The 13,297-nt window shown below is 68.0% G+C and carries 10 protein-coding genes; 9 read left to right on the top strand and 1 reads right to left on the bottom strand.

What is annotated here, in order from left to right:
- The first annotated feature begins 35 nt into the window (after positions 1 to 35).
- The 5 genes from ABFX54_RS13450 to dprA all read left to right on the top strand — a co-directional run bounded on the left by ABFX54_RS13450 (position 36) and on the right by dprA (position 7,460).
- On the top strand, positions 36 to 704 hold the full coding sequence (locus ABFX54_RS13450) for a ribonuclease HII (protein WP_346104671.1): 669 nt from the start codon (positions 36 to 38) through the stop codon (positions 702 to 704).
- A gap of 39 nt (positions 705 to 743) precedes the next feature.
- On the top strand, positions 744 to 1,067 hold the full coding sequence (locus tag ABFX54_RS13445; protein WP_026215037.1) for a DUF2469 domain-containing protein: 324 nt from the start codon (positions 744 to 746) through the stop codon (positions 1,065 to 1,067).
- A 1,471-nt stretch (positions 1,068 to 2,538) separates the two neighbouring features.
- A complete protein-coding gene (locus ABFX54_RS13440) occupies positions 2,539 to 2,898 on the top strand; it encodes a YraN family protein (protein WP_346104668.1) in 360 nt (119 codons plus the stop codon).
- Positions 2,899 to 4,437, top strand: a complete 1,539-nt coding sequence (locus tag ABFX54_RS13435) for a YifB family Mg chelatase-like AAA ATPase (protein WP_346104667.1) — start codon at positions 2,899 to 2,901, stop codon at positions 4,435 to 4,437.
- A gap of 1,535 nt (positions 4,438 to 5,972) precedes the next feature.
- Positions 5,973 to 7,460 carry a DNA-processing protein DprA gene (gene dprA, locus ABFX54_RS13430; RefSeq protein WP_346104665.1) on the top strand — a complete coding sequence of 496 codons (1,488 nt, stop codon included), beginning with the start codon at positions 5,973 to 5,975 and terminating at the stop codon, positions 7,458 to 7,460.
- A 1,071-nt stretch (positions 7,461 to 8,531) separates the two neighbouring features.
- Here the strand turns inward: dprA and ABFX54_RS13425 are convergent.
- Positions 8,532 to 9,092, bottom strand: coding sequence for a helix-turn-helix domain-containing protein (locus ABFX54_RS13425; RefSeq protein ID WP_346104663.1), 561 nt, complete (start codon positions 9,090 to 9,092; stop codon positions 8,532 to 8,534).
- Between the two features lie 58 nt (positions 9,093 to 9,150).
- Between ABFX54_RS13425 and ABFX54_RS13420 the strand changes: the two genes are divergently transcribed.
- The 4 genes from ABFX54_RS13420 (at position 9,151) to ABFX54_RS13405 (ending at position 13,188) form a co-directional block, all read left to right on the top strand.
- Positions 9,151 to 10,548, top strand: coding sequence for an alpha/beta hydrolase family protein (locus ABFX54_RS13420; protein ID WP_346104661.1), 1,398 nt, complete (start codon positions 9,151 to 9,153; stop codon positions 10,546 to 10,548).
- 615 nt (positions 10,549 to 11,163) lie between these two features.
- Positions 11,164 to 12,066 (top strand): tyrosine recombinase XerC, encoded by a 903-nt coding sequence (locus ABFX54_RS13415; protein ID WP_346104659.1) that lies wholly within the window; start codon positions 11,164 to 11,166, stop codon positions 12,064 to 12,066.
- A gap of 244 nt (positions 12,067 to 12,310) precedes the next feature.
- Positions 12,311 to 12,454, top strand: coding sequence for a hypothetical protein (locus ABFX54_RS13410; RefSeq protein ID WP_346104657.1), 144 nt, complete (start codon positions 12,311 to 12,313; stop codon positions 12,452 to 12,454).
- 77 nt (positions 12,455 to 12,531) lie between these two features.
- Positions 12,532 to 13,188 (top strand): hypothetical protein, encoded by a 657-nt coding sequence (locus tag ABFX54_RS13405; protein WP_346104655.1) that lies wholly within the window; start codon positions 12,532 to 12,534, stop codon positions 13,186 to 13,188.
- Positions 13,189 to 13,297 lie beyond the last annotated feature (109 nt).

The following is a 13,297-nucleotide window of genomic DNA, read 5'->3' as shown; positions in this document are numbered from 1 at the left end:
GGATTGCGGCGAATGGGGCGTACGCTGCCTGTGTCATGACAGTTGCGTTCCGCCCTCGACCGAGCGTCGTCCGGCGAGATTCCGGACTCTACGCCTATGAGCGGGCGCTCGCTCGCCGCGGCCTCACCCCGATCGCGGGCGTGGACGAGGCCGGCCGTGGCGCGTGCGCCGGGCCGCTGGTGGTCGCGGCCGTCATCCTGCGCAAGCAGGTCGACGGCCTGGCAGACTCCAAACTTCTCACCCCCCAGGTGCGCGAACGTCTCTACGAGCAGATCATCCGCGTCTCTCATGTAGGCATAGTGATCATCCCGTCGGGGGAGATCGACGCCAAAGGTCTTCACAAGTGCAACGTTTCAGGAATGCGGCGAGCTGTCGCACAGTTGCCCTGTGACCCGGAGTACATCCTCACGGACGGCTTCCCGGTCCCGGGGCTACCGGCGCCGTCTCTGGCCGTGTGGAAGGGGGACCAGGTGGCCGCATGCGTGGCGGCGGCGTCGATCGTGGCCAAGGTGACCAGGGATCGCCTCATGGTCACGCTCGACGAGCGCTACCCGCTGTACGGCTTCGCCGAGCACAAGGGGTATGTCACTCCAGGACACCGGCTGGCGCTGGAAACGCATGGTCCGTGTCCTGACCACCGTTTCTCCTTCGTCACGGTGGCGAGGGGGATGGGTGAAAATGAAATGGGGGCCGGGGTTGCCTGACCAGGCGAACCGGGGGACCGGTACGACAGGAGGACCGCGATGAGCGCAGAGGATCTCGAAAAGTACGAAACCGAGATGGAGCTGCAGCTTTACCGCGAATACCGTGATGTCGTCGGTTTGTTCACGTACGTGGTGGAGACTGAACGGCGCTTCTATCTGACCAACTCGGTGGATCTCGACGTCCGTACCGCGGAGAACGGCGACGTCTTCTTCGACGTGAAGATGCAGGACGCCTGGGTGTGGGACATGTACCGGCCGGCGCGGTTCGTCAAGAACGTGCGGGTCGTGACGTTCAAGGACGTGAACGTGGAGGAGCTCGCGAAGGCCGACCTGGAGATGCCCAAGGAGGGGTTCTCGGGGTAGGGGCGGATGGAGGGCTTAGGGCCTGGGGGCCTGAGCCGGGGGCCGGAGGCCTGAGCCGCCACCGACTCACGGCTCTGGCACGCGCACGGCCACACCTTCGCCGAGGCCGTTCACTCCTACGGCCTCACCACGCGTGCGGCTTATTGATCAGGCCGTTCGCTCATGGCCTCGCCACGCGCGGCTACCGGCCGTTGACGAGGATGTTCGCTTTCACGGCCCCGGCTGTACTCGCAGCTCAGAGGGCTGGTCGCTGCCAGTGCCCGTAGCTCAGGGGGCTGGTCGCTCTCACGGCTCCAGACGGTCGGGCCGGAAGGCTCAAACGCACGACCACCAGCACCGGTACGGGCACCGGCACCGGCCCCGGCACTGGCCCCGGCACTGGCACCGGCCCCGGCACCGGCACTGGCCCCGGCACTGGCACCGGCCCCGGCACCCGCACTGGCACCCGCACCAGCACGCGCAGCCGCACCATCACCCGCACGGCGCGGTGCTCATCTTCACGGAGATCGCCTCTTCCCATGGAGCGGGCCTTGCACCTTCTTGGCCGCTCTCCCCTTCCAGAGCAAGCCCCGCATTCTTCCTGGGGCGCTTCCCCTTCGCACGGAACTGCTCTGGACCCACCTCGGGCCCGCTCGCCCTTCCCTGGGAGCGGACCCTCACCCGATGGCCGTCGCCATTTCACGGTGCAACGCCTGTGACCGGATCAAACCCGTACACCACTCCCGTTGACGCAACCCCTTCACCCTCCGGGGGCCGTTCGCTCGTCCTGTGGGGGAGGTCCTGTACCCTCCTGGGCGCGCTCGCTCGTCCTGCAGAGGAATCTGCACTCACCCTCCTGGGGCTGGGGCCGCTCGTTCTTCCCGCGGGGCGGACCCGGCGCCTTTCTGAGGCGGCTTGACCTCCCCGCGGGCGGAAACGTGTGCTTCCCTCGGGCCCCTCGCCCCTCCTGTGAGAAGAATCCTGCGCTTATCTGAGCCGCTTGCCCTTCCCACCGGCCGGGCTCTGCGCCGACAACGCCCCATCCGGCTCGCAGCTCGAGACACGGGACATCCTCAGCGACAACCGCAGCCCTCGCCTCTTCGTCGATCCGACCGGCGTCGATCCGACCGGCGGCGTCCGCCCGAGTGGCAAGGGTGTGCGCCCGCGTGGCAAGGGCGCCCGCTCCGTGCCCTCCTGAGGCCGCTCGCCCTCATCGCAGCCCTTCACCCTCAACGAGACGCCAGCTCTCGGAGGACCATGCGACGTGACCTGGGACGTGACCCCACGCCACCTGCGAACTCAATGTCTTCCCCCTGAGGAAGCGGCTTGAGAAGCGGCCGCTCGGCCCGACCCGCACCCGCGTTATCCACAGGCTCTCCCCCTCCCACCGCCCTCATCCACAGAACCCCGTTCGGCCCCACCATCACCACCCCGCATCCACGAAGGTCAGTGCCCAGACCCACCCGCACCACCCACCGGACGGAGCTGGCACATGACACCGGAGAGCAAACAAGAGCTGGGCAAACGCGGCGAAGAGGTAGCGGCGACCTACCTTGAGGCCAAGGGCATGAAGGTGATCGAACGCAACTGGCGCTGCCGCCACGGCGAGATCGACATCATCGCGGAAGACGGCTCCAACCTCGTCGTGGTGGAGGTCAAAACCCGATCGGGCAGATCACACGGCACCGCTCTGGAGTCGGTCGGTCCCGCCAAACTCGCCAGGCTTCGCATGCTCGCGGCCAAATGGCTGGCCACTCGCACCGAAACGTACAAAGCGGTCAGGGTAGACGTGATCGCCCTCGAACGCTTCGCGGGTGACTTCGCGCTGCGTCACGTACGGGGGGCGATCTAGGTGGCCGTGGCCCGCACACGCAGTGTGGCCCTGGTGGGCGTCACGGGCCGTACGGTGGAGGTCGAGGCCGACGTGGGCAACGGCCTGGCCGGCATCCACCTCATCGGCCTGCCCGACACGGCGCTCAGCGAAGCCCGCGACCGGGTCAGGTCGGCGATGGTCAACAGCAATTATCCCTGGCCGGACGCCCGCATCATCGTCAGCCTCTTCCCGGCCAGCCTCCCCAAACGCGGATCACAGTTCGACCTGGCCATCGCGATGGCGATACTCGGCGCGGCCGGGGTGGTTCCCGCAGAACGGATCGCGGAGCCGTTCTTCCTCGGAGAGCTGGGCCTCGACGGCCGGATCAGGGCCGTACGCGGCGTGCTGCCCTCGATCCTGGGCGCGGCCAAGCACGGAGACGTCACGGTCGTGGTCCCGGCGGCTAACTCCGCGGAGGCCGTCCTGGTGCCTGATGTGAAGGTGGTCCCGGTCTCGCATCTGCGCCAGCTCGTGGAGTGGCTGCGGAAGGGAGACGACCCGCCCAAGCCCGAGACCGATGAGTGCCCGCAGCCGCCCACGCCCTCCACCACGTCCGACAACCTCGATCTGGCGGACGTCGTGGGCCAGCCGGTCGCCCGCCGAGCCCTCGAAGTGTGCGCGGCGGGCGGCCACAACCTCTGGATGCTCGGCCCGCCCGGCACCGGCAAGACCATGCTCGCCGAGCGCCTCCCCACCCTCCTGCCGGACCTGGAGCTCGACCATGCCCTGGAGGTCACGGCCATCCATTCGGTAGCCGGAGCGCTGCCGTCCAGCGCCCCCATGATGAGCCGGCCGCCGTTCGTCAGCCCGCACCACACGGCGACCTCGGCCGCGATCATCGGTGGCGGCAGCACGATCGTCCGTCCAGGAGCCGTCTCCCTGGCCCATCGAGGGGTGTTGTTCATGGACGAGGCGCCCGAGTTCCCGCGCCATGTCCTCGACGCGCTGAGGCAGCCCCTCGAATCCGGCCGTGTGACCGTCTCCAGATCCGCGGGGTCGGTCACGTTCCCCGCCAGATTCATGCTCATCCTGGCCGCGAACCCCTGCCCCTGCGCCCAGGCGGAAGACCAGGGAGGCACCTGCAGATGCACCCCCATGACGCGCCGCCGTTACCTCGGCAGACTCTCCGGCCCGCTGCTCGACCGCATCGACATGAAGGTCACGGTCGCGCGCTCGTCCAGACGCGAGCTGCTGGCCGACCGCCAGTTCGTGGAGACCAGCGAGACGGTGGCCGAACGCGTCCTGGTGGCTCGTGAACGGGCCGCCAAGCGCCTGGCCGGCACACCATGGCGCTCGAACGCCGAGATCCCGTCCTCCGTCCTCCACGCGGACTACCGCCCGTCCGCCGAAGCCATGCACCCCATGACGTCCTGCCTCGACTCGGGCACCCTCACTGCCCGCGGCCTCGACCGTGTCGTCCGAGTCGCCTGGACCCTCGCCGACCTGGCCGACAAGGACGTCCCCGGCCAAGACGAAACCAACGCCGCCCTCAGCTTCTGGCTCGGAGTGGAGTCATGACCTCCCACACGAGCAGCGTCGAGGGTGTCGCCACCTCGCTCCAGCAGCGTCGAGGACGGCGCGCCCTCGCACTGGCGGAGTCGAGGATGCCGCCGCCTCGCACCAGCAGAGTCGAGAACGTCGATGTCTCACACCACGAGAGCCGAAGGGCTCGCCCCTTCGCACCAGCAAGCCGAAGACCTCGCCACCTCCCACGAGCAGGACCGAAGACATCGCCATTGGACGTGGTCCCCTCACACACCGGCGATGACGATTGCACCCGCCCCTACTCCACGGTCTGAGTCAGCTCCACCTCGCAGATCACGCGAAGGACGGAGACAACACCGCTGCAAGCAGCACCGACAAGAAGGACCAGCTCCAGGCCGGAGCCGGCCCTGACCGACGCGACCGATGCCTGAACCGGGGCGGGGTCACTTCGCGCCGTCCCGGAGGGGCCAAACGCGAACCGTCATAGCCATACGCACACCCCACCGCACCAGAAACTTCCCAACAGGCCGAACCGACCGCTGCACCGCGACCGATCGGAACCCCGACTGCACCTCGCACTGTGACCGATCAGAACCCCAACTGCACCTCGCGGACCGACCGGTCGCTCGGAGCCTCGACTGCACGTTGTCCAGCGGCTGGCCGGAGCCTGACTGCACTTTGTGTGGTGGCTGGCCGGGCTCCGACTGCACTTTGCGTAGCGCGGGCCGGAGCCCTGACCCATGACCACCCCACGCCTCGTACCGCCCCCGAACCGCCACCCGGAGCCTCGCCATGATCACCGCATGCCCAGCGCCACTCCAAGCCGCCACTCCGAACACGCCCCTCTCACCCCTGGCACGCCCCAGACCGACGACGCCCCTCGCGCCCATCAGGCCCGTCGTACGCGTCATACCGCCTACGTTCGTGACGCTGCTCGGCCCCGGGACGCTGCTCGGCCCCGGGACGCTGCTCGGCCCCGGGACTCCGGCCGGTCTCGGGACTCCGGCCAGGCCCGGGACGTCGGCCGGGCCCGGTAGGCCATTCGTGTCCGATACAGCGATCGGACCCGGTCGGGCGGTCGGACCCGATACGCCGATCAGAGCCGGTGAGCCCCTTCAGCGCCTCATGCGCGCCATACGCCCCGCCCCTGCGGCTCCTCCACCCACAGGCGCGGTCATCACCGAACCAATCGCACCCACCGAGCGCGACCACGTCCGCACGGAGGTTCTCTGCCGCACGAGACCCGGAAGGAGACCAGACCCCGTAGGAAAGCCAGGACTGACGTGGAGGCCAAACCTGTGATGGAGAACAGCATCGAGACAGCGACCAGGAGCCGTGCGCAAGAAGATCACGCGCGTGTGCACGACCACACCCGGAGCGCAGACACCCGGAGCGCAGACAGCCGGGCCACCGACAGCGGGCCCTCGCAGCCACCCGGCGAGGTAGAAATCAGGACCGCATCAACGACCTTCACTCCTCCTCCACCTCCATGGATCCCTGATTCCTCTCCGGCCCTCAGACCATCCGATAGGTTCGCAGTCCCGCACGGACCTGCGGCCTCTCCTGCCGTGATCCCCGGCCACCCAAGCGAGACCTCTGAGACCGCTGAAGCATCTGGAAGGGTCGAGATCGACGAGTCTCGTGGCCTCTGCGAGACCTCGCCGAGAGCCCATGAATCATCAGGAACGTTCGAGATTGTCGGACCCCCTCAGAGCGCCGTCACCGTCACGGTCGCCGCGGCAACTGAAGCCCCAAACGCCACCAAGGCAAACTGCACAACCACCGCCACCTTCGTCACGGCTTCAACCGTCCAGACAGAGGCCGAAGCGAGAGCCGCTCTCATGCGGGCCGCCGACGTAGGCGATCCCGTCATGGGCCGCCTCGTGGACCAGTACGGTGCCCAGCAGGCAGTAAGGGTGATCCGCGCCCGGGCCTTGCCACCGGAGTTCACCGCCCGAGAAGCCGAGCAAGAACGCCCACCCGACCTCGCAGCACGCCTGAACACCTGGTACGCCCGCCTTGCGGCCTCCAACCCCGCAGCGGATGTCGAGGCGGGAAAGAGGTCCGCAGCCAGGCTGATCATCCCAGGCGACTCGGAGTGGCCAACGCAGTTGGACCAGCTCGGAGCGGGCCGCCCCCTGGCGCTCTGGGCTCACGGCACCGCGGATCTCCGCTTCTCCTGCCTCAAATCGGTGGCCGTAGTGGGAGCCAGGGCCGCCACGTCGTACGGTTCCCACGTCGCGGCGGAGTTCGGCGTCGGTCTGAGCGAGTCGGGATGGACCGTCGTGTCGGGCGGAGCGTTCGGTGTGGACGGAGCGGCGCACAAGGGCGCGCTGGCCGCCGGTGCCCCGACGGTCGTGGTCCTGGCCTGCGGCGTGGACATCTGCTACCCGAGCAGCCACGAGGCCCTGTTCGCGGCAGTCGGACAGCAGGGGGTCCTGATCAGTGAGTGCCCGCCCGGCGTCCATCCGACCCGAGCCCGCTTCCTCATCAGGAACCGCTTGATCGCCGCATTGTCGCGAGGCACGGTGGTCGTCGAAGCGGCTCTCCGCAGCGGCGCGCTCAATACGGCCTCCCACGCCCTGACCCTCACCAGACACCTCGGGGCAGTGCCGGGCCCGATCACGTCGAGCATGTCCGCCGGCTGCCACAGACTCCTCCGCGAGCGCAAAGCGGTATGCGTCACCTCCCCGGAGGACATGATCGAGCTCGTGGGCGTGCTGGGCGACGACCTGACACCACAGGTGAGAGCCCCCGCCGTCCCCAGAGACAGACTCAACGAGTCGACGAAGAGAGTCCTCGACGCGGTACCCACCCGAGGCGGCGCAGGACCGGCATCGATCGCGGTAGCGGCCGGCGTCGGCCTGGACACGGCGTTGAGCGCCTTGGGCGGCCTGGCCGCCGCAGGCTACGTCGAACGAAGCACCAAGGGCTGGCGCCTCCGCAAACAACAAACCGCCTACCGCAAAGCCCTCGACTCCGCCACCCTCGAACCCCCGCTCGCCCCGGAGCCCGACCCAGCGGAAGTCCCGCCGTTCCCAGAGGACTTCCTGTAACCAGTGCAGGGCTGCCCCAACCACGACCTCGGTCACGTACGCACCACCACCACGTGCCGGATGGGCCAAAGAGGTCTGCCAACAGGAGGCTGAAGACCTGGACGATGGCATGAAAGCGGTCAGACGGTGGCCCACAGCACCCTGGCTACGGCGCTCCGCAACCGCCGGACGCCACCCCGCAACATCCCGAGTACGGCACCGCACAGCACCCGAACGATGCGGACCTGCCAAGGCAAGGCCGATCGACCAGGTGAAGGCGTGAGGTCGGCTCGATACGACCCCGGCCCCGCTACAACGGCATCCCGTGGTGGGCTACGTCCACGGGCGTGGTGCACCCGTTCGGCCTGCTCACAGGCGGGGCCACCGTGAAATGGTGACGGCCACCGTTTGATCCTTGGAGGGCCCTGACGAGACCGGAGAGCAGAACGATGGCCGCCAAAACAGTATGGCTTCTGACTGGGCACGAGTGAGGCAGAACGCCCATCGATGGCTCCTACTTTGTCGGCCTCCATGAGCGCGCACTTTATGGTCGGCCGACCGGCGAACCGGTAGGCCGGTGACCCGGTGACCTGACCCGGTGACCCGGTGACCCGGTGAACCGGTGCCCCGGCGGCCTGGCGGCCTGGCGACCCCGTAGGCCATGGAGCCGGCGAACTGGCGGGGCTGGAATGTTCCCCGAGCGGGGTTTCCACCAGAGCAGCAACCCGTCAAGGACGGCAGGCGGCAATGCGATTGTCGGCAACTGCCGCACGAGCGGCCCGAACGGCGTGAACGCCGTCGGCACCTGCTTGCGGACGTACTTCGGCGGCCGGTCTGGCGCCAATGCTTGCTCGACCGTCGACCTGCCGATCCCAGATCCCGCGCGCCCTGTTGCCACGACATGCCGTACGCGACCAGCCGTCAGACCAGAGCTCAATCCTCACCGAGATCACCCACCCAATCCATCTCGGCGGCCTCGTTTCGACCGTCGTAACGGCCTCATTTTCGAGCGTCGTCGACAGCGATTGTGCTGATCGGCGGGCTCACGCTCGCGGCCTCCTCCTTTTCCGTCAACCAGGCTTGTCTCGGGGTTCAGTCGTGCTCAGGGTCTGTCCGGGCGGAGGCTGATGGTTCGACAGGGAACATGATCGGGCTCAGGAGGTACTGCGCGCGGTCAGGGGTGGACGGGTTCGCCAGGCGGGGAACGATGGCACGGCGCAGCTCACTGATCAGGTCATGGAGTTCGTCGGTGTTGAGCCAGATGGCATGTTGCCGGTATCCGACCAGGTCCTCGACCGGATCCGCGCCCTCCCGGCTGAGATAGGTGTTGAACTCGGCGAGCAAGATCGCCACGGCTGTGGCGAATCCGCGACGGTGATCGTCGACGGACAGCGTTCTTAGGGCGGCCTCGTCGATCACCGCGAGGTCCTGACGGAGGCGGTAATGGCGCTCCACCGCTCCTCGCACCCGCCGTTCGTCCGCCACCTCGAGAACTCCCGCTGACACCAGCACGTCGATGTGGCGGTAAAGCGTGGCCTTGGAGACATCGGGGATTCGTCCACACAGTTCGGCAGTTGTCAGCGTGCGCCCTCCCCGCATGGCGTGCACGACGCGGAGCCGTACCGGGTGCGCCAGGAGGTCCAGTGAGTCCATCGCCTAATGATTTCATATGTGTTACCTTTCGCAAATATGAGAAAGGTGGTGAGTGGTCATGGCGGATGCGCGTGTGGCAGCCGTGCGGGTCGCGCAGCTGGCCCGGGATGGGCGCTTCGCGGAAGTCGTCGAGCTGTTTGAGCCACCGCTGCGTGCTGTCGTGTCGGAGCAGGCGTTACAAGTCGCCTGGGAAGCGGAGGTCGGCAAGCGCGGTTCGGTGTCCGCACTCGGGGAGCCGGTCGGCCAACCGGCCGGAGCTGGGCTGATGCAGGTGAGCGTTCCCATCATCTGCGGGGACGGCGTGCTCGCGCTGGTCATGGCGGTCGACGACGCCGGGAGACTGCATGGGCTTCGGCTCGCCCCAGGCACCACCAGCGTGTGGGCCCCGCCGGCCTACGCCGTGCCCGAACGTTTCACCGAGCACGACGTCATGATCGGTTCCGGACCTCTCGCCGTACCGGGAACTCTCACCCTGCCGCACAGCACGGCACGGACTCCAGGCGCGGGACAAACACCGAGCGCAGGACGGGGATCGGGCCCGGCACGGACACCGGGCGCGGAACGAACACCGGGCGCAGGACATACGCCAGACGGGGGACAGGCATCGGGCCCGGGGCAGACACCGGGTACGGGACAAGCACCGGGCGTGGTGTTGCTCAGCGGGGGAGGCCCGTTCGATCGCGATGAGACCAGCGGGCCGAACAAACCGCTCAAGGACCTCGCGTGGGGCCTGGCAAGTCGCGGCGTGGCCGCGCTGCGGTTCGACAAGGTGACATACGCGCATGCCCAGGCGGCCGACGCGCCGGACTTCACGATGACGGACGAGTACGTGCCGCACGCGGTCGCGGCCGTACGTCTCCTCCAGAGCCAGGGCGGAGTGGATCCGGAGCGGATCTTCGTCGTCGGCCACAGCATGGGCGGCAAGGTCGCTCCGCGAGTGGCGGCCGCTGACGCCTCCATCAGGGGCCTGGTGATCCTGGCGGGCGATACGCAGCCGATGCACCACGCCGCGGTGCGTGTCACTCGCCATCTCGCTTCACTGAGCCCTGGCCCGGCCGCGGAGGCAATGGTGGAGGGCATGGTGCGGCTGGCCGCGACGGTCGACAGTCCTGACCTGTCGCCCTCGACGCCGTCCGAGGCATTGCCGTTCGGGCTTTCGGCCACGTACTGGCTGGATCTGCGCGACTACGACCCCGTGGCGACCGCGGTGGCGGTGGACAAGCCGATGTTCATCCTTCAGGGAGGGCGCGACTATCAGGTGACCGTCGCGGATGATCTCTCGGGATGGAAGGCAGGGCTCGGGCATCGACCAGACGTCACGATCCGGGTTTACGACGCCGACGATCACCTGTTCTTTCCAGGCGACGGGCCGTCCACGCCGGCCGACTACGAATCTCCGCAGCATGTCGATCCAATGGTCATCGGTGACATCGCTGCCTGGGTCTCGGCGGAGTAGGAGGTCGCTGTCCCGATCCGACGGCCCGGCTTCGGTGCTGGAGCCGGCCGTCGATCGTGCTCGTGGCTTGCTGCGAAGGTGAAAGGGCGTGCCACATATCTGCGGGGTGCATGGGCCGAAGGGTGGGAGGGCGTGGCGGGGGCGGGTGGGCGCGCGTTCGGAGGTGGTTGCGTGCAGTGTTTGGGCGGGTGCGGATGGCGAAGGTGAGGAAGTCGTGGTGGGCGTGGGCGGGCGCGGCTGAAAGTAGGAGGGCATGGCGGGGTTTGGGTGGGTGCGCGCCGCTGGAGGCAGGGGGCGTGCAGCGTACGGGTGGGTGCGTGGGGCGAAGGCGAGGAAGCCGTGATGGGTGTGGGTGGGCGCGGCTGGAGGCAGAAGGCGTGCAGGGTATGGGCCGGTGCGTGCGACGAAGGTGAGGAAGCGTGGCGGGTATGGGTGGGCGCGGGTTGGAGGTGGGAGGGCGCGCTGGACGTGAATGGGTCTGGGTTGGAGGTGGGAAGCGCAGCGGGTATTTGCGGATGGTCGGAGTAGTGCGTGAGTGTCTTGAGTGGCGGTGGGTGCGCCATGTGGTGGACGTTTCAGGGGACGGACGCGGTCGGATCGTGATCGGAGGGCGACGTGGGCGTGGACGATGTGGGCGTGGACAGGGAAGAAGTGGTGACCGAGTTCGGGCGGTATCTGCGGCTTGAACGCGATCTTTCGCCGCACACGGTCCGGGCGTACTTGACCGACGTCAAATCCCTGCTCGATCACACGCACGGCGTGCTGGGAGGACTCGATATCGGGGCGCTGAGGGAGTGGCTGGCCGGGCAGCATGCGGCGGGAAAGGCGCGAGCCACGCTGGCGCGCAAGACGGCTTGCGCGCGCACCTTCACCGCGTACTGCCATCGTCGCGGCTGGTTGTCGACGGATCCCGGGTTGCTGCTGGGAAGCGCTAAGGCGCCCAGGCCGCTGCCGGCCGTACTCGATCAGCGGCAGGCGAAGGCCGCTCTTGACGCTGCCTCCAGCGAAGGACCTAAGGAACTGCGGGATCAGGCGCTTCTTGAGCTGCTGTACGCCACGGGTGTGCGGGTGAGTGAACTGTGCGCGCTCGATGTCGACGATGTCGACCGCGAGCGGAACGTCGTCAGAGTGATGGGCAAGGGGCGCAAGGAGCGTACGGTGCCGTTCGGGCTGCCTGCTCTGCGCGCATTGGACCGGTGGTGCATCCACGGGCGGCCGCTGTGGATGAAGGCCGGAACCGGGCCGGCTCTCTTCCTTGGGGTACGGGGTGGACGTATCGACGCGGGCACCGTACGGCGAGTGGTGCACGCGCGGCTGGCGCAGGTAGAGGGCGCGCCCGACCTGGGGCCGCATGGATTGCGGCACAGTGCGGCGACGCACCTTCTAGAAGGCGGTGCCGATCTTCGCAGCGTGCAGGAACTGCTTGGGCACGCGTCCTTGAACACCACCCAGATCTACACGCATGTATCGATCGAACGGCTGCGGGCGGCGTACCGGCAGGCGCATCCTAGGGCTTGATCGAGGAAGAGGGTAAGGACGAGGGCGGCGGATAGGATTCCCAACCCGTAGGTCGACGACCCACGGTCGACGCGAGAGAACGGCCACTGGGCCCACGTTGGTTGGGTACGGCTATCGGACCCACGTTGGCTGGTCTGCTTAGAGCACCCGACGCGAAGGAACGAGGCGTTGGTAGCCGGTGGCTTAGCCGTCTCATCAGCTCTTTGGCCGTGGGGGCGGGGGTTGCAGGGGCGGGGAAGGGCCATTGACCGAGCAGGTTGCTGCGATGGATGTCGCAGGGGTTTCGCCGGTCAGCTCGGAGGAGGGCGGCGTCGAGGAGCTGGATTTCGCCGGCGATGTCGTTCTTTGCGGTGCTGGCCTCGTACGGGGCCGTGCTTTGGCGTTCTGATGCGGCGCTTGCTGCGTCTGCGGCGTGTTGTGCTGCGCAGGGTGGCGGTGAGCAGGAGGAGCACGGCTCCCAGAAGTATGCCGACGCCGATCGTGGAGGCAGGGCTCAGTTGGGTTGAGGTTGCGTGCAGCAGGGTTCGGATCGGGGATGTTGGGCGATGGCTGGCGGGTGGCGAGGTTGCGCCTGAGGTGGTCGCGCTTCTGTCGCTGTCGCTGTCGCTGTCGCTGTCGCTGTCGCTGTCGTTGTCGCTGTCGCGGCCAGGGCCATGGCCGGTGGCGGAGGTAGCGAGGGTCGCAGTGGGGTTTGTGCCGGTGTCGTTCACGGTTGTCGTTGTGGTGATGAGGCTGGCGCTGGCGGTCGTGCTCGCTGCCGTCGCCGTCGCCGTCGCCGTCGCCGTCGCCGTCGCCGTCGCCGTCGGGCTCGGGCTCGGGCTCGGGCTCGGGCTCGGGCTCGTGGCGAGGGTGACGTCGGCGGTTGCGGTTGCGGTGATCTTGTCGGTGTCGGTGTCGGTGTCGGTGTTTGGGTTCTTGTTTGGGCCTGCTTGGGGGGTCGGGTTCGAGGGCGGCTGCGTGGTCGGGCTCGTGATGGGTGTGGCGTTTTCCTGGGCGGTCTTGTGGCGGGACGACGCGAGCGTCATGGCCAGGAGGCTGAGGCTTGGCGTAGCTGGGGATGCGGTCAGGAACAAGGCTGGCGGGAGTGCCGTCGGGGGCTGGGTTGCGGTTTCCGTTGAGTAGGGCGGCGTTTCTACATGCGGAAATGGGGCTGAGAGGTGTGCCGCTGATGGTGGGAGTGACCCTGTCGAGGGGCGAAGCGGGGTTCGTTGGAGCGTGGGTGGGGCGGGCT

This window comes from Nonomuraea maheshkhaliensis (assembly GCF_039529435.1).
GTDB lineage: Bacteria > Actinomycetota > Actinomycetes > Streptosporangiales > Streptosporangiaceae > Nonomuraea > Nonomuraea maheshkhaliensis.
This window is presented reverse-complemented; position numbering and strand designations above follow the sequence as displayed.

Coding starts and splice junctions, on each gene's coding strand:
- ABFX54_RS13450 (WP_346104671.1), top strand. CDS start 36: ATGACAGTTGCGTTCCGCCCTCGACCGAGCGTCGTCCGGCGAGATTCC.
- ABFX54_RS13445 (WP_026215037.1), top strand. CDS start 744: ATGAGCGCAGAGGATCTCGAAAAGTACGAAACCGAGATGGAGCTGCAG.
- ABFX54_RS13440 (WP_346104668.1), top strand. CDS start 2,539: ATGACACCGGAGAGCAAACAAGAGCTGGGCAAACGCGGCGAAGAGGTA.
- ABFX54_RS13425 (WP_346104663.1), bottom strand. CDS start 9,092: ATGGACTCACTGGACCTCCTGGCGCACCCGGTACGGCTCCGCGTCGTG.
- ABFX54_RS13420 (WP_346104661.1), top strand. CDS start 9,151: ATGGCGGATGCGCGTGTGGCAGCCGTGCGGGTCGCGCAGCTGGCCCGG.
- ABFX54_RS13405 (WP_346104655.1), top strand. CDS start 12,532: ATGCCGACGCCGATCGTGGAGGCAGGGCTCAGTTGGGTTGAGGTTGCG.